The sequence below is a fragment of the Tsukamurella pseudospumae genome (genome assembly GCF_001575195.1).
Classification (GTDB): Bacteria; Actinomycetota; Actinomycetes; order Mycobacteriales; family Mycobacteriaceae; genus Tsukamurella; species Tsukamurella pseudospumae.
The window spans coordinates 303689-322746 of record NZ_LSRF01000033.1; the positions used below are offsets into that span (position 1 = coordinate 303689).

Annotated in this window: 21 protein-coding genes; 10 read left to right on the forward strand and 11 right to left on the reverse strand. The window is 70.3% G+C overall.

Annotated features, from left to right (window positions below):
- Positions 1-6: 6 nt before the first annotated feature.
- Positions 7-1551: a peptide ABC transporter substrate-binding protein gene (locus AXK60_RS11945; RefSeq protein WP_139057901.1), complete on the reverse strand. Its 1545-nt coding sequence runs from the start codon at positions 1549-1551 to the stop codon at positions 7-9.
- A gap of 317 nt (positions 1552-1868) precedes the next feature.
- On the opposite strand from AXK60_RS11945, the gene acs reads away from it, so the two are divergent.
- Genes acs through AXK60_RS11965 form a run of 4 tightly spaced genes read left to right on the forward strand, consistent with a single transcriptional unit; the run spans position 1869 to position 6506 of the window.
- Positions 1869-3815 carry an acetate--CoA ligase gene (gene acs, locus AXK60_RS11950; RefSeq protein WP_068571331.1) on the forward strand — a complete coding sequence of 649 codons (1947 nt, stop codon included), beginning with the start codon at positions 1869-1871 and terminating at the stop codon, positions 3813-3815.
- 48 nt (positions 3816-3863) lie between these two features.
- Positions 3864-4727 (forward strand): ABC transporter permease, encoded by an 864-nt coding sequence (locus tag AXK60_RS11955; protein ID WP_082777975.1) that lies wholly within the window; start codon positions 3864-3866, stop codon positions 4725-4727.
- The gene (locus AXK60_RS11960; protein ID WP_068571332.1) at positions 4720-5547 is read left to right on the forward strand and encodes an ABC transporter permease; all 828 of its coding nucleotides are present in this window, start codon (positions 4720-4722) and stop codon (positions 5545-5547) included. The genes AXK60_RS11955 and AXK60_RS11960 overlap by 8 nt, the downstream gene beginning before the upstream one ends.
- Positions 5544-6506, forward strand: coding sequence for an ABC transporter ATP-binding protein (locus AXK60_RS11965; RefSeq protein ID WP_068571333.1), 963 nt, complete (start codon positions 5544-5546; stop codon positions 6504-6506). Before AXK60_RS11960 ends, AXK60_RS11965 begins: the two co-directional genes overlap by 4 nt.
- On the opposite strand, the gene AXK60_RS11970 is transcribed toward AXK60_RS11965, so the two are convergent.
- Complete coding sequence (locus AXK60_RS11970; protein ID WP_068571334.1) at positions 6479-7000, reverse strand: nuclear transport factor 2 family protein; 522 nt, start codon at positions 6998-7000, stop codon at positions 6479-6481. The genes AXK60_RS11965 and AXK60_RS11970 overlap by 28 nt on opposite strands.
- Before the next feature lie 45 nt (positions 7001-7045).
- Between AXK60_RS11970 and mug the strand changes: the two genes are divergently transcribed.
- Positions 7046-7651, forward strand: coding sequence for a G/U mismatch-specific DNA glycosylase (gene mug, locus AXK60_RS11975; protein ID WP_068571335.1), 606 nt, complete (start codon positions 7046-7048; stop codon positions 7649-7651).
- Here the strand turns inward: mug and AXK60_RS11980 are convergent.
- Complete coding sequence (locus tag AXK60_RS11980; protein ID WP_068571336.1) at positions 7602-8504, reverse strand: 2-dehydropantoate 2-reductase; 903 nt, start codon at positions 8502-8504, stop codon at positions 7602-7604. The two genes, mug and AXK60_RS11980, sit on opposite strands and share 50 nt — an antisense overlap.
- 3 nt (positions 8505-8507) lie before the next feature.
- Entirely contained in the window at positions 8508-9854 is a 1347-nt protein-coding gene (locus tag AXK60_RS11985; RefSeq protein WP_068571337.1) for an MFS transporter, read from the reverse strand.
- Between the two features lie 80 nt (positions 9855-9934).
- Between AXK60_RS11985 and nhaA the strand changes: the two genes are divergently transcribed.
- From nhaA to AXK60_RS12000, 3 genes are read left to right on the forward strand one after another with little or no spacing between them, the layout of a single operon-like run.
- A complete protein-coding gene (nhaA, locus tag AXK60_RS11990; RefSeq protein WP_068571338.1) occupies positions 9935-11149 on the forward strand; it encodes a Na+/H+ antiporter NhaA in 1215 nt (404 codons plus the stop codon).
- 37 nt (positions 11150-11186) lie between these two features.
- On the forward strand, positions 11187-11693 hold the full coding sequence (locus AXK60_RS11995; protein ID WP_068571339.1) for a phage holin family protein: 507 nt from the start codon (positions 11187-11189) through the stop codon (positions 11691-11693).
- 25 nt (positions 11694-11718) lie between these two features.
- Positions 11719-12684: an alpha/beta fold hydrolase gene (locus AXK60_RS12000; protein ID WP_068571340.1), complete on the forward strand. Its 966-nt coding sequence runs from the start codon at positions 11719-11721 to the stop codon at positions 12682-12684.
- A 60-nt stretch (positions 12685-12744) separates the two neighbouring features.
- Here the strand turns inward: AXK60_RS12000 and AXK60_RS12005 are convergent, their stop codons facing one another.
- From AXK60_RS12005 to nth, 4 genes are read right to left on the reverse strand one after another with little or no spacing between them, the layout of a single operon-like run.
- On the reverse strand, positions 12745-13944 hold the full coding sequence (locus AXK60_RS12005; RefSeq protein ID WP_068571341.1) for a MarP family serine protease: 1200 nt from the start codon (positions 13942-13944) through the stop codon (positions 12745-12747).
- Positions 13941-14651, reverse strand: a complete 711-nt coding sequence (locus AXK60_RS12010) for an NUDIX hydrolase (protein WP_068571342.1) — start codon at positions 14649-14651, stop codon at positions 13941-13943. Before AXK60_RS12010 ends, AXK60_RS12005 begins: the two co-directional genes overlap by 4 nt.
- Positions 14648-15316 carry a TlpA family protein disulfide reductase gene (locus AXK60_RS12015; RefSeq protein WP_068744209.1) on the reverse strand — a complete coding sequence of 223 codons (669 nt, stop codon included), beginning with the start codon at positions 15314-15316 and terminating at the stop codon, positions 14648-14650. Before AXK60_RS12015 ends, AXK60_RS12010 begins: the two co-directional genes overlap by 4 nt.
- Positions 15313-16083, reverse strand: coding sequence for an endonuclease III (nth, locus tag AXK60_RS12020; RefSeq protein WP_139057902.1), 771 nt, complete (start codon positions 16081-16083; stop codon positions 15313-15315). Before nth ends, AXK60_RS12015 begins: the two co-directional genes overlap by 4 nt.
- Positions 16084-16158: 75 nt before the next feature.
- On the opposite strand from nth, the gene AXK60_RS12025 reads away from it, so the two are divergent.
- Together AXK60_RS12025 and AXK60_RS12030 are read left to right on the forward strand one after the other, a co-directional pair.
- Positions 16159-16374 carry a hypothetical protein gene (locus AXK60_RS12025; RefSeq protein ID WP_139057903.1) on the forward strand — a complete coding sequence of 72 codons (216 nt, stop codon included), beginning with the start codon at positions 16159-16161 and terminating at the stop codon, positions 16372-16374.
- 236 nt (positions 16375-16610) lie between these two features.
- Positions 16611-17285 carry a Crp/Fnr family transcriptional regulator gene (locus tag AXK60_RS12030; RefSeq protein WP_068571345.1) on the forward strand — a complete coding sequence of 225 codons (675 nt, stop codon included), beginning with the start codon at positions 16611-16613 and terminating at the stop codon, positions 17283-17285.
- A gap of 283 nt (positions 17286-17568) precedes the next feature.
- Here the strand turns inward: AXK60_RS12030 and AXK60_RS12035 are convergent, their stop codons facing one another.
- The 3 genes from AXK60_RS12035 to sp36 are packed head-to-tail and all read right to left on the reverse strand — an operon-like array spanning position 17569 to position 19012.
- A complete protein-coding gene (locus AXK60_RS12035) occupies positions 17569-18387 on the reverse strand; it encodes an MBL fold metallo-hydrolase (protein ID WP_068571346.1) in 819 nt (272 codons plus the stop codon).
- The gene (locus tag AXK60_RS12040) at positions 18384-18851 is read right to left on the reverse strand and encodes a RidA family protein (protein WP_068571347.1); all 468 of its coding nucleotides are present in this window, start codon (positions 18849-18851) and stop codon (positions 18384-18386) included. Before AXK60_RS12040 ends, AXK60_RS12035 begins: the two co-directional genes overlap by 4 nt.
- A complete protein-coding gene (gene sp36 / locus AXK60_RS26430; protein ID WP_139057904.1) occupies positions 18848-19012 on the reverse strand; it encodes a Sp36 family protein in 165 nt (54 codons plus the stop codon). The genes AXK60_RS12040 and sp36 overlap by 4 nt, the downstream gene beginning before the upstream one ends.
- Positions 19013-19058 lie beyond the last annotated feature (46 nt).

Consider the following 19058-nt stretch of genomic DNA (forward strand, 5'->3'; position numbering starts at 1 on the left):
CGGTCGTCACTCCTTGGTGATGTTCGGATAGTCGGGGTCACCGCTCCAGGTGAGCTCCGCGTTGACACCGTCCGCGCGGCCGCCCACCGCCAGGTAGTCCCACAACGGCACCACCGGCAGATCGTGCAGGAGGATCACCTGCGCCTCGTTCGCGAGCCGGTTCGACGCCGTCTGGTCGGGAGCCTGCTCCGCGGCGCGGACCTTCGCGTCGAACTCTGGATTGCTGTAGACCGCGTCGTTCGAGCTGCCGGTGCTGATGTACTGCGGCCCCAGGAAGTTGAGGAGCGAAGGGTAGTCCGCCTGCCAGCCGGTCCGAGCCGCAGATTTCAGCGAGCGCGCGGTTACTTCGGTGCGGATCTGCTTGAAGGTGGCGTAGGGCTTGCCCTGCGCCTGGATGCCGAGCGTGTTCGTGATCTGGCCGCACACCGCGTCCACCCAGGTCTGGTGGCCGCCATCGGTGTTGTACGCGATGCTGAAGATCCCATCCCAGGGGCGGATCGCGTTGGCTTGTGCCCACAGCTGCTTGGCCTTGTCCGGGTTGTGCTTGAGCGTGTCGTTGCCCGGGATGTTCGGATCCCAACCGGGGATCGTGCGGGCCGTGAAGTCCACCGAGGGAATACGGGTACCGAAGAAGATCTTGTCCACGATGAGGTCCCGGTCGACCGACATCGAGATGGCCTCACGACGCAGCCGTCCCTCCTCGTCGTACTTGAAGTGGTCCAGGTACTCCGGGATCGAGAAGGCCTGGGTCTGCGCGGTCGGCTTGACCATCGCGCGCGAGCCCAGCGACTTCTTGTACGAGCGCAGCGCGCTGGGCGGCAGGATCTCCATCACGTCGAGGTTGCCCGACCCGAGGTCGGCGTACGCCGCATCGAGCGTGGCGTAGAGGATGAAGGTCAAGCCGCCGTTCTTCGGCTTCGTACCCTGGTAGTCGTCGTTGCGCACCATGTCGACCTGCACGTTGTGTCGCCACTGCTTCAGTTTGTACTGGCCGTTGCCGATCGGGTTCTGGCCGAACTTGTCCTTGCCCTCGGTGAAGAAGACGTCGGGCAGCGGAACGAAGGGGGTGTGGCCGAGACTCAGCTTGAAGTCGATGTTCGGCTCCGTGAGGTCGATCGTGAAGGTGTTGTCGTCGACGACCTTCAAGCCGCGCATCTCGGTGGTCGACGTGCCCTTGTGCGAGACGTCTTCGAAACCGTCGATCGCGGCGAAGAAGTCCTGCTGCTTCTGCAGGTTCCCGACCGCAGCACCGAAGTTCCACGCCCGCACATAGTTGGAGGCCTTCACGGGCGTACCGTCGGTGAACTTCCAACCGGGCTTGAGCTTGACGACGAAATGCTTGTTGTCGGTGGTGTCCACCGACTGCGCATTCGCCAGCTGCAGCTTGCCGTCCGCGTCGTACTGATACAGACCGGTGAACAGGGAGCGGATCATGCGCCCGCCCATCTGTTCGTTGGTGTCAGTGGGCACGAGCCCGTTCTGGGGCTCGCCCGCGTACGCGCGGATGATCGCGTTCGGCCCCGTCGTGTTGACGGACCTCGCGCCCTCCATGCTGCACCCCGACACCGCCAGGGTCGCCGCGACCGCGGTAGCGAGGATCGCCCGCGCCGCCGGCCACCGCCTACTTCGTATTCCCACAACTTCCTCCGCCTGAGTTCGGCTATCTGGTGAACAGAACCTTAAAGGTGTCCACGCCGCCTGTCCCGGCAAACGTGAGCACTCCTACCGGAATGCTCTGGATTGCGGCCGCCGGGCGATGCGGGCGCCCGGCCTCGGGGACCTGCAACCCTCGTGCAACCCCTGGTCGATACGGTCGAATTTCAGCTTTCCCACCGCCCGCCACCCACGCCGTACCTAGGATTCGACTTATGACTGATTCCGCGACAGCCGCCTACCCGCCCTCCGCTGAATTCGCAGCTCAGGCCAACACGCACGGTCGGGAATTGTACGATCGTGCCGAAGCTGACCGTTTGGGCTTCTGGGCGGAGCAGGCGAACCGGCTGCACTGGGACACCCCGTTCGACGAGGTCCTGGACTGGAGCGGTGCCCCGTTCGCCAAGTGGTTCGTGGGCGGCAAGCTCAACGTGGCGTACAACTGCGTCGATCGCCACGTGGACGCGGGCAACGGCGACCGCGTCGCGATCCACTGGATCGGCGAGCCCGGCGACAGCCGCGACATCACCTACTCCGACCTCAAGGACGAGGTCAGCCGTGCGGCCAACTACCTCAGCTCGCTGGGCCTGAACGCCGGCGATCGCGTTGCGATCTACATGCCGATGGTTCCCGAGGCCATCGTGGCGATGCTGGCCTGCGCGCGTCTGGGTCTCACGCACTCCGTGGTCTTCGGCGGCTTCTCCGCCGGCGCGCTGCGCTCCCGCATCGACGACGCGCAGGCCCGCGTCGTGATCACCACCGACGGCCAGTTCCGCCGCGGCAAGCCGACGCCGCTCAAGGCCAATGTCGACGAGGCGCTGGACATGGACGTGGACGGCAAGCAGGCCGAGTCGGTCGAGAAGGTCATCGTCGTACAGCGCTGCCGCAACGACATCGATTGGCACGACCGCGACGTGTGGTGGCACGAGAGCGTGGGCGCGGCATCGTCGGACCACACGCCCGAGGCCTTCGACGCGGAGCATCCCCTGTACCTGCTGTACACCTCCGGCACCACGGGCAAGCCCAAGGGCATCGTGCACAGCTCCGGCGGCTACCTGACGCAGGCGGCGTACACGCACCACTACCTCTTCGACCTCAAGCCCGAGAAGGACGTGTTCTGGTGCACCGCCGACATCGGCTGGGTCACCGGGCACACCTACATCGTGTACGGCCCGCTCGCCAACGGCGCGACGCAGATCATCTACGAGGGCACCCCGAACTCGCCGAACGAGCACCGGCACTTCGAGATCATCGAGAAGTACGGCGTCTCGATCTACTACATCGCGCCCACGCTGGTCCGCACGTTCATGAAGTGGGGCCGCGAGGTCCCCGACGCGCACGACCTGAGCTCGATCCGCCTGCTGGGCAGCGTCGGCGAGCCGATCAACCCCGAGGCGTGGCGCTGGTACCGCGACGTGATCGGCGCGGGGAAGGCCCCGATCGTCGACACCTGGTGGCAGACGGAGACGGGCGCCGCGATGGTCGCACCGCTCCCCGGCACCACGACGCTCAAGCCCGGCTCGGCGATGGAGCCCGTGCCCGGTATCAGCGCGAACATCGTCGACGACGACGGGAACAGCCTGCCCCGCGGCGAGTCCGGCCTGCTCGTGCTCGACAAGCCCTGGCCGGCGATGCTGCGCGGCATCTGGGGCGATCCGGAGCGCTTCGTGGACACCTACTGGTCGCGCTACGCCGACCAGGGCTGGTACTTCGCGGGCGACGGTGCGCGGTACGACGAGGACGGCGCCCTCTGGGTGCTGGGCCGCGTGGACGATGTCATGAACGTCTCGGGTCACCGCATCTCGACCGCCGAGGTCGAGTCGGCCCTCGTCGGCCATCCCGCCGTCGCCGAGGCCGCGGTCGTGGGCGCCTCCGATGCGACCACGGGCCAGGCCATCGCCGCGTTCGTCATCCTGCGTCAGGGCGTCGACGCCTCCGATCCCGCGCGGCTGGTGGACGAGATGAAGGCGCAGGTGTCCAAGGACATCTCGCCGATCGCCAAGCCGCGCGAGATCAACATCGTGCCCGAGCTCCCGAAGACGCGGTCCGGCAAGATCATGCGCCGCCTGCTCCGCGACGTGGCCGAGGGCCGCGAGCTGGGCGACACGTCCACGCTCGTCGATCCGTCGGTGTTCGAGAACATCCGCAAGCAGAAGGGGTAAGCCGGGGGGCTGGCCCGAGACACGGGAGGGCGGTAACGTCAGGCCACTGTGACGTCGCATCACGCGACCGCGGTGTCCGGGCCTGCCGCCCTTCTCCGTTCCGTCCGGTCCTTCGTTCTCCCGTACGCCCGCCTGACGGTGGCGGGCTTCCGCCAGCAGTCCACCTACCTGGGCGCGGCGGCCGCCGGCGTGTTCACCAACGCCGTGTTCGGGTTCATCAAGATGGCCATCCTGCTGGCGACGCTGGCCGGGGCGGGCGGCACGGCGGGCGGCTACACCCCGCAGCTGATGGTGAGCTACATCTTCCTTTCCCAGGGCATGCTGTCGGCGATCGGCGCGTTCGGCGGCGACGGTTCCCTGGCGGAACGTATCCGGAGCGGCGACATCGCCGTCGATTTCCTCCGCCCGGTCGACGTGCAGTTCGCCACGCTCGCGACGGCGGTCGGTGGCGCGGTCTACTCGCTCATCCCGCGGGCGCTGCCGCTCGTGGTGATCGGCGCGGCGACGTCCATGATGGCCTGGGCCGCCGAGCCCGCGGCGTATCCGCTCGGCGCGCTCAGCGTCCTGCTGTCGATCGTCCTCGCGCAGGCGCTGCTGTACTGCGTGCAGATCCTCGGCTTCTGGGTCGTGGACACACGTGGTATCCAGACGTTCTACGTCGTCGCCGGTACCTTCCTCATGGGGATGTTCGTCCCCGTCGGCATGTTCCCCGGATGGCTCGCCCTGATCGCGGAGTACACGCCCTTCGCGTGGATCCTCATGCCGCCGTGCGACATCCTGTCCGGGCGGATCGACGCCGCGGCGGGACTGACCGCCGTCGCGGTCCAGGCGGGGTGGACGCTGGCCGTCCTCGCGCTGGGACACGTCCTCACGGTCGCGGGCCGACGACGTCTGGAGGTGCAAGGTGGCTGACACCGCCTCCGCGCGGCGGCCCGGGCCGCTGGCCCCGTACCGCGCCGTACTGTTCTCCCGGGTCCAGGCGCAGGTCACCTACCGGGCCTCCCTCACGATGGACCTGTTCTCGGCGCTTGTCCTCGGCCTCGTCGAGCTGGCGGAGGTGTGGCTGCTCTTCCACAACGCGCCCGTGATCGGCGGCCTCACCTTCTCCGCGGTGCTCCTCGTGTTCGCCCTGGCCGACCTCTCGTTCTGCGCAGCGGACGTCCTCTTCGGCCGCCTGGACAAGCTGCCGCGCTACGTGCGCGCCGGCACCATCGACGTGTTCTACCTGCGGCCCCAGCCGATCCTGGTGCAGCTCATGACGAGCGATATCCGGATCCACCGGCTCACCCGCCCCGCCGTCAGCCTGTTCGCCCTCGGGTACGCCCTCACGCACAACGAGATCGACTGGGGCCCGGGCACGCTGGGAATGCTGGCGCTGACACTGGTATGCGGGCCGACGATCTACGCGGCCGTCTTCGTCATCGCGGCGGGATGTCAGTTCGTGCTCGTCAACGCCGCCGAGTTCACGAGCTCGTTCGTCTACGGCGGCCGGTACGCAGCCACCCAGCCGGCGTCGGTATGGCCGGGAGCGATCAAGGCCACCTTCGGCTTCGTCCTTCCGCTCGCGTTCACGGGGTACCTTCCCGCGCTGTACGTCCTTGACCTGCCCGGGCAAGGAGTCTTCCAGCCCGGGGCGGCCTGGCTGCTGCCGGTGGTCACGGTGTGGGCACTGGTCCTGGCGGGCGCGACATGGCGGTACGGGCTCCGGCACTACCGAGGAGCGGGCGGATGACCGGCGACCACGTCATCGAGGCGCAGGGCCTGACCCGCACGTTCGTCAAGCGCGGATGGAACGGCCGCACCAAGGCGGTCACCACTGCGGTCGACCATCTGGACCTGCGGATCACCCCCGGCGAGTCCGTCGGATACATCGGCGCGAACGGCGCCGGCAAGTCGACGACCATCAAGATGCTCATGGGCATCCTGGTGCCCACTTCCGGGACGGTGCGCACCGTCGGGCTCGATCCCCTCGCCCGCCGACGCGACGTGGCCCGGCGCGTCGGCGTGGTCTTCGGGCAACGCTCGCAGCTGTGGTGGGACCTGTCCACGGGTCGGTCGCTGGACATCCTCGCAGCGGTGCACCGCCTGCCCGACGCGGTCGCGAAAGAGCGGGCGGGCAAGCTGATCGAGCAACTGGAGCTCGGCGAGTACCTCGACCGTCCCGTGCGACAGCTCAGCCTGGGCGAGCGGATGCGCGCGGAAGTGGCCGCGGCGCTGCTGCATTCGCCGGACCTGCTCATCCTCGACGAGCCGACCATCGGCCTCGACGTGCTCAGCAAACAGCAGTTGCGGGAGTTCCTCATCGCCGAGCGCCGCGAGCGCGGCCTCACCCTCCTGCTCACCACCCATGACATGGGCGACGTGGAACGCCTCTGCGAGCGCATCCTCGTCGTCGATCACGGGCGCACCGCGTTCGACGGCACGCTCCCCGGCCTGATCGACACCGTCGGCGCCGCGCGGGTACTCGTAGTCGATCTGGACCGACCGACCCCGGATCTGCAGGTCGACGGTGCCCGGCACCTCGCGAGCGAGGGCGGGGGCCTCCGGCAGCGGCTCGAGCTCACCGGCCCGCTTCCGGCGGTCCTGTCGGCGATCTCGGCGTGCTCGACGGTGCGCGACCTCACCGTCGAGGAACCCGACGTCGAGGACGTCGTCCGTCGGCTCTACGAGCGATCCCGGCCGAACACCTGAGCGCGCAGCGCATCGACCGGGTCGCCGCCCCGTGCGGGCGGCGGGCCCGCCTCGGGAATCCCCAGCGGCCCGGTCAGGTCCTTCTCCCACCGCGTCCAGTCGGTGACGGCCCAGCGCTCGGCGAGGGCCCACCGTCCGGCCCGGCGCTCGAACCGGTCCACGTAGCGCAGGCCCAGCGTCAGGTAGGCCTGCAGCTCCGCGCCGGGCGCGGACCAGTGCGTCGCGGTGCAGTAGGTCTCGACCACCGCCACGTCCCCGGACAGCTCGCACAGGTGGTTGCCCACCTGGTGGTGCGTGCCGCCCAGCGACTCGAGCTGCCCGCGCACCCAGGGCACGTACTCCTCGACGGGGCCGTCGAATCCGGTGTGGTGGTCGACCGCGCCCGGGTGATAGCAGGCGCGAACCGCATCGAGGTCGAGCCGGTCGATGCCCCGGCAGTAGCGCAGCACCACGTCGTGGATCTCGGTGCGGGCGAGCAGATCGTCGACGGTCATGGGCCCCAGTGGACCACGCGGGCGCGACCCTGTAGGCAGTAATCCATGGGCTTCACGCGCGAACAACTCCTCGCCTACTCCGATACGACGGTTCCCGACCTGATCGGTCCCGGCTGCCGGCTGCTGTTCTCGGGCATCAACCCCGGCCTCTGGACGGCCGCGACCGGGGCGCACTTCGCCCGGCCCGGCAACCGCTTCTACCCCGCGCTGTACGCCGCGGGGATCGTCGACCACCTCATCGACGCGTCCGACGGCATGACCTTCGCCGACCGGAACGCGCTGGTGGACGCGGGGATCGGCATCACGAACGTGGCGCCGCGGGCCACCGCGAAGGCGAGCGAGCTCACCGCCGAGGAGCTCCGGACCGGCGGCGAGGCGCTCGTCGAGCGCGTGTCGCAGGTGGCCCCGCGGATCCTCGCGGTACTCGGGATCACCGCCTACCGCACGGCCTTCCACGAGCCCAAGGCCGCGCCCGGCCCGCAGGACCGCACCATCGGCGACACGCAGGTGTGGGTGCTGCCGAATCCCAGCGGGCTCAACGCCCACGAGACCGTCGACACGCTCGCCGCGGCCTACCGCGCGGCCGCGGAGGCCGCGGGCGTCAGGATCCCGCCCGCTGCAGAGCGTCCGCCCGCACCTGGACCAGGGTGAGGTCGAGGAGGGGCGTCGCGACCCCCAGCTCCCGCGCGCGGACCGCGAGGTCGCCGAGGATCTGCTCGGCCTCATGGGGCAGGCCCGCCACGAGATCCCGGTAGAGCGAGGAGGTCATCGTCGAGTCGGCGTCCACGAGCGTCGCGACGGTCCGCTCGTGGGAGGCCGCGGGAACCGGGTGGCCGGCGGCCGCGGCCACCCCCTCGGTCTCGGCGATGAGCGCCCGCACCTGCGGCTCTCCGCCGGCGCGGATCACCGGGCCCGCCGCGCTGCGGAACAGGCAGCAGTCGATGCCGCTGGCGGCGATGAACGCCCACTTCGCCCACATCGCGCCGACGATGTCGTCCTCGACGGTGAGCCGGATCCCCGGCACGTCGAGGGCCTCGGCGACCGCGGGCGCACCGTCGCCGATGGTGATGGCGGACCAGTCGTTCATCTGGACCACGGCACCGTCGTCGAGGGTGGCGACGATCATCGCGAGCCCGCCGAGGACCCGGCTCCCGAAGGCCTGCTCGAGCCGGTCCACGTGGGCCATACCGTTGAGAACGGGCAGGACGACGGTGCCGTCCCCCACCGCGGGCGCGACATCGGCGATCGCGGCCTCGAGCGCGGGTGCCTTGACCGTGATCACCACGAGGTCGAAGGCTTCGGGCGCAGCGGCGAGCTCGTCCGCCGTGCGCACGCCGACGCGGAGCGTCCGGGTGCCGGACGGGTCCGTGAACCGGAGTCCATCGCGCCGCAACAGGGCCGCGCGGGCGGGCCGGACGAGGAAGGTCACGTCCCGCCCGGCCTCGATCAGGCGCGTTCCGAACGCGCCACCGGTCGCACCCGCACCGACGATCAGGATCCGCATGGATCAGACCCTATCGAGCTCCACGTCCCGCGTCTCGCGCATGACGACGAGCGCGATCAGCGTGGCCAGGCCTGCGATCGCGAGGTAGACGCCCACCCACGCGACGCCGTAGCTGTGTACCAGCCAGGTCGCGATGAAGGGGGCGATCGCCGCGCCGAGGATGGACGCGAGGTTGTAGGAGACGCCGCTGCCGGTGTACCGGACATTGGTCGAGAACAGCTCGGGCAGCACGGCGCTCATGGGGCCGAAGGTCAGGCCCATGAGCGTCAGTCCCACGATGAGCACCGTCAGCATCGAGCCCTGCGTGGTGCTCGCCGGGTCGAGGATCCACTTGAACAGCAGGCCGTAGACGATGATCGCGACGGTCACGACGATCAGGACGAGCCGGCGCCCGAACCGGTCCGCGAGCCAGCCGGAGACCGCCACGAAGACCGCGAAGAAGAGCACCGCGATCAGCTGCATCTTGAGGAAGTCGGTGAACGAGAAGGTCAGCTTGATACCGGACTTGTCCACGACCTTGCCCACGCCGTACGACGCGACCCACGTGGTCACCAGGTAGAACAGCGTGTACGTGGCGACCATGACGAAGGTGCCGATGATGAGCGGGCGCCACGCCGTGCGGAAGACCTCGCCGATCGGTGCCTTGACCTTCTTGCCCTCCTCGACCGCCTTCGCGAAGACGGGCGTCTCCGAGATCCGCAGTCGCACGTACAGGCCCACGATCACCATCACTGCGGAGAGCAGGAAGGGCACGCGCCAGCCCCAGGTCATGAAGGCGTGGCTGGTACTCGGATCCTTGGAATCGAAGTCGAGCACCTCCATGAGGATCAGGAAGACGCCGTTGGCCAGGAAGAAGCCGAAGGGAGCACCCAGCTGCGGCCACATCGCGGCCCACGCGCGTTTGCCCTTCTCCGCGGTCTCCGTCGCGAGCAGCGCCGCTCCCGACCATTCGCCGCCGAGCCCGAGTCCCTGGGCGAAGCGCATGAGTGCGAGCAGTCCGGGGGCCCAGTACCCGGCCACGGCGTAGGTCGGGAGCAGACCGATGAGGAAGGTCGCGACGCCCATCGTGAGCAGCGAACCCACGAGCGTCGCCTTGCGGCCGATCCGATCGCCGAAGTGGCCGAACAGGATCGAACCGAGGGGCCGCGCGGCGAAGGCCAGTCCGAAGGTCGCGAACGAGCTGAGCAGCGCCGCCGTGTCGTTGCCCTTCGGGAAGAACAACGTGGGGAAGACCAGCACTGCTGCGGTCGCGTAGATGTAGAAGTCGAAGAACTCGATGGTGGTGCCCACCATGGAGGCGACGACGATCCGACGGCGGTTCACGGGCCGGTCGGTTGCGGTCACGGTCATGAGCGCAGAGATTACCGTTCGCGAGGTGCACGACCGCGAGTGACCCGGATCACCGGGCGGCACTGGGGTAGGTTCGACGGATGACCGACGCACCGCCGCGGTTCACGGCCTCACGCGCATTGATCCGCTTCCTCCGCACCGAGACCGTCGGCGGCACAGCACTTCTCGTGGCCGCAGCCATCGCCCTCATCTGGGCCAACTCGCCGTGGTCCGGCGGCTACCTGCACCTCGGCGAGATCCACCTCGGCAGCGACGACTGGAGCGTCTTCGGCCAGAGCCTGCACCTGCGGCTCTCGCTCGCGGACTGGGCCAAGGACGGCCTGCTCGCGATCTTCTTCTTCGTGGCCGGGCTGGAACTCAAGCGCGAGTTGGTGGTCGGGGAACTCTCCACGCTGCGCGGCGCCGCGCTGCCCGTGCTGTGCGCGGTCGGCGGCGTCGTCGTCCCCGCGGTCATCGCCTTCACGGTCGCCCGCGACAATCCGCACATCGGCAGCGCGTGGGCCATCCCCATCGCCACCGACATCGCGTTCGCTCTCGGCATCCTCTCGCTCATCGGGTCCCGGCTGCCCTCGGGGGCGCGGGTGTTCCTGCTCGGCCTCGCCGTGGTCGACGACCTGATCGCGATCGCCGTCATCGCCGTCCTGTTCGCGGGGGACCTCCGCGCGGGCTGGCTCGCCGTCGCCGCCGCCGGCTGCGCGCTGTACTGGTTCGGGCAGCACCGTCGGATCTCCACGCCGTTCCTCTACGTCCCGATCGCGATCGTCGTCTGGGTGGCCATGTTGCAGTCGGGGGTGCACGCCACGATCGCGGGCGTGGCGCTCGGCCTACTCACCCGCGTGAAGCCGGACCCCGGCGAGCACTCGTCCCCGGCCGAACGGCTCGAGCACCGGATCCAGCCGGTGTCGGCGCTGATCTGCGTGCCGGTCTTCGCGTTCTTCGCGTCGGGCGTCGCGGTGAACGGCGCGGTGTTCCGCGAACTGTTCACCGACGACCTGGCGCTCGGCATCATGATCGGCCTGTTCGTCGGCAAGATCGTCGGCATCTCGGGCGCCAGTGCCCTGGCGGTGCGGCTCCGGCTCGCCGAGCGCCCCGAGGGTCTGGTGGGCCGGGACATCCTGGCGCTCAGCGTGCTCGGCGCGATCGGCTTCACCGTGAGCCTGCTGGTCGCGGAGCTCGCACTGCCCGCCGACGAGGCCGATCTCGCGAAGGCCGCGGTCCTGCTGACCTCCGTGGTGGCGTCCGTCGTCGGGTCCCTGCTGCTGCTCCGGCGTGGGAGGGTGCACGCGCATCCGTGACCTCTGGCACGATGACTACAACTAGAGGAGGACCACAGTGAGCTTGGACAGCACACCCACAGGCGGGACCCCGCGCACGCTCTCGGCGATCCCGCTCACCGATCCCAACGTGACCGCCTCCGGCGATCCGACGATCGGCAGCCTCGTGCGCGACGCATCGGCCCAGGTCTCCTCGCTGGTCCGCGCCGAGGTCGAGCTGGCCAAGGCCGAGACCATGCGGGACGTGAAGAAGGCCGCGACGGGCTCGGCGTTCTTCGCCGTCGCAGGCGTCGTCGCGCTGTACTCGTCGTTCTTCTTCTTCTTCTTCCTCGCGTGGCTGCTCAACGTGTGGCTGCCGATGTGGGCGGCCTCGCTCATCGTGTTCGTCCTGATGCTGATCGTGGCCGGCCTCGCGGCGCTCTTCGGCTTCCTCAAGGTGCGGAAGATCCGCGGCCCGCAGAAGACGATCGCCTCGCTCAAGGAGTCGCAGTCGATCCTCAAGGGCGACGTCGACCCGATGGCGGCCCTGAAGGGCGGCGCACCGTCGGGCGACGCCCGGCGCTGACCCGACGAGCCGAGGCGAGGAGAAGGTGACCAGCCCCGACCCGTCGAGCGTCCGGTTCGCCGGTCCCTGGGAGCACCTCGACGTCCGCGCCAACGGGATCCGGCTGCACGCCGTCGAGTACCGGCCGGACCCCGGTCCCCCTGCCGCCGATCGGCCACTCGTGGTGTTCCTGCACGGCTTCGGCGGCTTCTGGTGGAGCTGGCGGCACCTGCTGCCCCAGCTGCACGAGGCGGGCCACCGGGCGGTCGCCGTCGACCTGCGCGGCTACGGCGACAGCGACAAGCCGCCCCGCGGCTACGACGGCTGGACCCTGGCCGGCGACATCAGCGGCCTCATCCGCGCGCTCGGCCACACGTCCGCCGCCGTGGTCGGGCACGGCGAGGGCGGCCTGGGCTGCTGGGCCACGGCCACCCTGCACCCGCGGGTCGTCTCGGCGATCGCGGTGATCTCCTCGCCGCATCCGATCGCGCTCAAGCGCTCGGCCCTGCGCAACAAGGACCAGCGCTCGGCGATGCTCGGCCCGATCACCTTCGCGCAACTCCCCCGTGTCGCCGAGGACCGCCTGACCAGGGACGACGGCGCCGAGATCGGTGCCCTGTACGCCGCCCGCAGCGGCGCGACCTGGCGCCGCACCGCCGACTACGCCGAGGCGCTCACGCAGTACCGCAGCGCCATCCAGATCCCCGGCACCGCGCACAGCGCCCTCGAATACGCGCGCTGGGCCTGGCGCAGCCAGTTCCGGCCCGATGGCAGCCGCTTCCTCAGCAGCATGAACCAGCGGCTGCACATCCCGGTGCTCGCCTTCCGCGGCGAGGACGACCCGTACGTCCTGCCGCAGCCCGTGTACTCGAGCCACGACTGGGCGAACGACTACCGGGTGCGCGCGGTCGAGAACGCCGGGCACTACGCGCACGAGGAGGCGCCCGGCATCGTCGGGCCGCAGTTGGCGACCTTCCTCGCGGACCTGCCCGGGCCCCGCCTCCTGCCCTGAGCAGGCCCGCGGTCCCGCAGGCCGACGGTGCCGCGGCCCGGACCCGTGAGTCGGGCGCCGTCAGCGGTTGACGCAGTCCCCCGTCGAAACGCCTGCGGTGGCGGTACTGCCGGCCTGCAGCGCCGGCTCGACCTGCTTGGCGGTGAGCGCGAACGCGGTGTCGGCGTCGTCGACCGCGACGCCGAAGATCACCCCCACCACGTTGCCCTGACGGTCGAACATCGGCCCGCCGGAGTTGCCCGGGCGGACCTGCCCGCGCAGCAGGTAGACGTCGCGCCGGACCTGCGCGTCGCGGTAGATGTTGCGACCCTCGAGGGTCTGCTGGCTGCGCACGCGCGACGAGGACAGGGTCAGCGGCCCGCCGCCGGGGAAGCCGAGCACGAAGCCCGGATCGCCCGGCTTGGCGCCGTTGAACACGATCCGCAGCGGTGCGGCGTTCATGCCGGGCACGTTGAGGACCGCGACATCGGTCTGCGGGTCGAAGTAGACGACCTGCGCGCTGTACTTCTTGGTGCCGTCGACGGTGACCTGCACGCTACGAGTACCGGCGACGACGTGTGCGTTGGTGACCACGCGGCCGGCCGTCGAGACGAAGCCCGAGCCCTCGAGCGCGCGGCTGCAGGACGGGGCCTGGCCGTCGATGCGCACGACCGAGGAGCGGACCCGCTGCACGACGGGGTCGGTGAAGTCGACGCGGTCGGGGGCGTCGACGCTCACCACGGGAGTGTTCACGAACGGCCCCAGTGCCTGCGGCAGCCCGGAGTCGTCGATGATCGACGCGAACTTCTGCGGCAGCCCGTCGGCGCCGACCACCTTGGCGAAGCCGTTGACCTTGCCGAGCACGTACGAACCGTTGACGGACCGCGCGATCTGCGGGGCGGCGGCGGTGGTGAGCGGGATCGCGACCAGCCACGCCGCCACCAGCAGCGCGCCCACCTGCACGACCGCGCCCACGCCGGAGTCCACCGTCCGCAGGCCGCCGTGCCGGATCGAACTGCGCACGGCGCGGCCGAGGACCATGCCGGACAGCTCGCCGATGATCACCAGGCCCGCGAGCAGGCCGACGCCGAGCACGACGCGCCCCGTCGGATTGTTCACCGAGTCGAGGACGTGCGGGGCCAGCAGGACACCCGCCGCGGCGCCCAGCACCACGCCGACGAACGCGAGCACCGAGGCCGCGGCGCCCTGGCGGTAGCCCGACAACGCCGCGAGCAGCATGAGCCCGACGACGACCACGTCGACCCAGGTCGATCCTGTCATCGGGCGTTCTCCTGCCAGGTCGCGGCGCGCGCCGCGGCGGCGCGCACCTCGTCGGTGAGTGGCCGCACGTCGTCGGTGTTCCACGGGCGTTCCCAGCCCGCGGAGCGGATCAGCGCGTTCACCAGGCCTCCCGTGAAGCCCCAGACCAGCATCGGCCCGGCCGCGAACGCCGGCCCGCGGTAGAAGGACTTGCGCACCATGAACCGGTGCGCGGGGTCGATGAGCTCCGCCAGCGGCACGCGGCGGACGAGCGCGGTCTCGCCCGGATCCACGACGCCCACCTCGGACGGCCGTGCGGCGTAGCCGATGACCGGAACCACGCGGAAGCCGGACACCGGCACCTCGATCGGGTCGAGCTCGGCGAGGATCTCGACGGAGTCGGGGTCCAGCCCGGTCTCCTCCCACGCCTCCCGCAGCGCGACCGCCACGTCGTCGGCGTCCCCCGGGTCCCGCTTGCCGCCGGGGAAGGCCACCTGGCCCGAATGCTGCCGCAGGGCCGACGCGCGCTGCGTGAGCAGCACCGTCGCGTCCTCGGGCGGGGTCGCGCCGGACGCGCCCGGGTCACCGTCGAACAGGATCAGGACGGACGCCGGACGCGGATGCTTCGCCCGTTGCAGCGCCGCGACGGCGCCGCCGCGCAGCCGGAGCTCATCGGCGACATCGCCGAGATTGCCCAGCAGCGGGTCGAGCCACTGCGGCGCGCTCATAGGCTCACCCCGAGCTCGGTGCGGACCAGGGCGGCCACGTCGTCGGCGGAGGTGAAGGGTTGGGCGTGCACACCGGCAACAGTGCCATCGGAACGCAACAGAACGGTCACGGGGTAGGCGCGCGGGGCGCCGAGCAGCGCCGCGACGACGGCCTGCGGGTCCTGCACGGTGGGCAGCTTCACCTTCAGCTCGGCCAGGAGGTCCAGGCCCGCGACGGGATTCGGGTCGGCGTGCACGCCGAGCACCGTCAAGCGGTCACCGGCGCGCGCGGCGATCTCCGCGAGGGCGGGCAGCTCGACGCGGCACGGCCCGCACCACCAGGCCCAGACGTTGATGAGCGTCGGCCGGGCGGTCGGGGCCGCGAGGTCCACGGGCGCACCGTCGCCGAGGCAGCTCAGCGACAGGCCCTTCAACTGCACGGCGCCGACCCCGGCGGGGCACGCCGGCTGCGCCGCCCTCTCCCGGGCCTCCGCCAGTCGGCCGGGGCTCACGTCGGCCGACGGTGCCGCCCCCCGCGTCGGCGAGGTCGGCGCACCGTCGCCGCCCCGGGGCCAGATGGCGACGGCCAGGGCGACCACGACGACCGCGCACACCACGAGCCAGCGCACGCGCGCAGGGACGCGGCCGGGCCGCTCGCCCGGGAGCAGCGGGGCGGGCGTGGTCATCGACCCGCTCCGGCCTGCACGCGGCGCCGGCGGGGCGGGGGCGGCGCGATCTCCAGCAGATGGTCGCGCTCCGGGCCCTTGACCAGCTCCGCGGCCTCGACGGGGTCGATCGGGCCGGCGCCGAACGAGGGGCAGTCCTTGGCCAGGACACACACGCCGCACGCGGGCTTACGGGCGTGACAGACCCGACGGCCGTGGAAGATCACCCGGTGGCTCAGCAGGGTCCACTCCGCGCGCGGAATCAGCTCGCCCACGGCGTGCTCGATCTTCACCGGGTCCTGCAGCTCGGTCCACTCCCAGCGGTGCACGAGGCGGGAGAAATGCGTGTCGACGGTGATGCCGGGGACGTCGAAGGCGTTGCCCAGGATGACGTTCGCCGTCTTGCGGCCGAAGCCCGGGAGTGTCACGAGTTCCTTCATCGTGCGCGGCACCTCGCCGTCGAACCGGTCGACGAGCGCCTGCCCGAGCCCCATGATCGAGGTGGCCTTGTTGCGGTAGAAGCCGGTGGACCGGATGTACTCCTCGAGCTCCGCGCGGTTCGCCCCCGCGTAGTCGGCGGCCGTCCGATACCGGGCGAACAACGCCGGTGTGACTTGATTCACCCGGACATCGGTGCACTGCGCCGAGAGGATCGTGGCGACCGACAGCTCGAGCGGATCCGTGAAGTCGAGTTCGCAGTACACGTGGGGAAACGCGGTCGCCAGGGTCCGGTTCATCCGGCGGGCGCGCCGCACCAGCGCGAGGTGGGATTCCGGCTCCTGGGGCATGAGAATCGATTCTAACGACGACGACGTCACTCGTTCGTTGCCGTATCGAGACCTTGGCTGTGTTTACTGTCCGGCATGCAAGGATTGCTCGGGCTGCTGTTCCCGGTGGTGCTGATGCTGTTCGCATTGGCCATGGAGCGTATCGAGACGCGGGTGACCGCCGAACGTGCGGCACCGCCCGTCACCGGCGACGACGAGGTGCCCGATGTCGAGACGCTGGCGCGGATCGGGCTGCCCAAGGCCGTCGACAGCCTCGACCTCGACGGCGGCGCCGACCGACGGGCCAGCTGAGACCGCGCTCCTCGACCTGACGAGCCCTCGCCCAGCCCGCCTTCGCCGACTTCGCTACGGCATCGGACGGGCCGGATGTGGAACGCAGACGTGCCGTTCATCATGCGAACGGGTAATGTTCACGACAGACGTCTGTGCGATTTCCCACATCAGCGCGGAACGCTGCATAAACTCACACTCCAGGTCGCGGCGATCACCGCCTGCGACGGATGGTCGATCAAGGAACGAGGTACCCCGTGGACGAGGTCCTGGCGCGGGCCGGCATTTTTCAGGGTGTCGAGCCGGGCGCGGTCGATGCGCTCACCAAGGATCTGCACGAGGTCGATTACCCCCGCGGGCACGTGATCTTCAACGAGGGCGAGCCGGGTGATCGGCTGTACATCATCCTCGCCGGCAAGGTGAAGCTCGGCCGCCGCTCGCCGGACGGTCGCGAGAACCTGCTGTCGGTGATGGGCCCGTCGGACATGTTCGGTGAGATGTCGATCTTCGACCCGGGCCCCCGCACGTCGAGCGCCACCTGCATCACCGAGGTCCGCGCGATGACGATGGACCGCGAGGCGCTGCGCGCGTGGATCCGCGACCGGCCGGAGATCGCGGAGCAGCTGCTGCGCGTGCTCGCGCGCCGCCTGCGCCGCACGAACAACAACCTGGCCGATCTGATCTTCACCGACGTTCCCGGCCGTGTCGCCAAGCAGCTGCTGCAGCTCGCGCAGCGCTTCGGCACGCACGAGAACGGCGCCCTGCGCGTGACCCACGACCTCACGCAGGAGGAGATCGCGCAGCTCGTCGGCGCCTCCCGCGAGACCGTGAACAAGGCCCTGGCCGACTTCGCGCACCGCGGCTGGCTCCGCCTCGAAGGCAAGTCCGTGGTGATCACGGACAGCGAGCGTCTGGCCCGCCGCGCCCGCTGAGGCCTCGCGACCGCGAGGTCCCTGATCGAGAAATTGTCCGGTCATTCGTTCTCACGATCATTGAGACGAACGACCGGACATTTTCGTCCGCGGGGCGGCGCACGGCCCCCGCCGGCATCACGACGCGCTGCCCGCCCCTTCGAGCCTCGGTGCGTGTCGGCGACGACACGCCGAGGCGCCGTCGCAGAGGTGCACCCATGTCCGTTTCGGCACGGGCGGTCACGGTTGCACAGCCCCCGGACCGATACGGGGAACCGTGCCGCGGCCCTGCGGACCGGGCGCCTCAGCCCCGTTCGACGAGGTACCGCAGCTGGACCTTGACGGACATGCGCGCTGCCGGCCACGCCTTCTTGTCGACGTCGCGGTAGACGTGCTTGACGACCTTCATCGGCTTGGCCTCGGCCGCGCTCACGCCGAGCTCGTCGAGCGCGTCCCGGACCTGCTGCAACCGGTCCTGACGGTGCGCGGCGTACGCCGCGACGACGGGCCCCGCGTCCGGCAGGTCCGGGCCGTGGCCCGGCAGCAGGACGCGACCGGCGGCCACCGTCGACAGCGACTCCAGCGAGCCGAGGTAGTCGGCGAGGGTGCCGTCCGTGGCGTCGAGAACGGTGGTGCCGCGCCCGAGCAGCGTGTCGCCCGAGACGAGAGCCCCGGGGTCGCCCTCGGCACCGTCGACCAGGAAGCTCAGCGAATCGGCCGTGTGCCCCGGCGTGTGCAGCACCGTGATCCGCAGACCCGCGACCTCGATCACCTCGCCGCCGACGAGCGGCGTCGCGGTGTTGATGCAGTACTTCGGCGAGAAGGCGCGGATGGGGCTGCGCGTGAGCTCCTCCCACTTCTTGAGCCCGCCGGTGTGGTCCGCGTGCCGATGCGTCACGAGCGTCAGCGCGACGGTGCCCGCCGCCTTCGCGACCCGCTTGAGGTGCTTCTTGTCGCCCTTGGGGCCGGGGTCGACGACCACTGCCTCCTCGCGCCCGGGCGCCCGGAGGATCCAGGTGTTGGTGCCCTCGAGGGTCATCACCGACGGGTTGTCGCAGAGCAGCACCGCAGCGAAGGGCGTGACCTGCCGCAGCTTCCCCGGTGCTGGATGCTCGAGGGTCATACCTGGACCGTGAGCTCGACCTCGACGGGCGCACCCAACGGCAGCTCCGCGACGCCGACGGCGGACCGGACGTGCACGCCCGCGTCACCGAAGACCTCCCCGAGCAGGAGCGACGCACCGTTGACGACGGCGGGCTGACCCGAGAACCCGGGCGCGGAGGCGACGAATCCGGTGACCTTGACGACGCGCTTGACGTTATCGATGCCGACGAGCGCGTGCACGGCGGCCAGTGCGTTGAGTGCGCACTGGCGGGCCGCGGCCACGGCTGTCTCGACGTCCACGACACCCTCCGCGTTCTCGCTGACCTTGCCCTGCGCGAGTAGGGCACCGTCGACGAGCGGGAGCTGGCCGGACGTGTGGACCAGGTCGCCCACCTGCGTGGCCGGGACGTACGCGGCGAGCGGCGGCACGACCTCGGGCAGGACGATGCCGAGCTCGGCGAGCCGGACGGACGCGGCGGTCACGAGAGCGGCCGCTTCATGTAGGCCACGTGCTGCTCACCGGTGGGGCCGGGGAGCACGGTGACGAGTTCCCAGCCATCGGAGCCCCAGGTGTCGAGGATCTGCTTGGTGGCATGGGTCAGCAGGGGGATGGTGGAGTACTCCCACGTGGTCTTCTCGCTCATGGCCTCACCCTATCCACCTCCCGGTCAGCGCGATAGGCGCGATCCC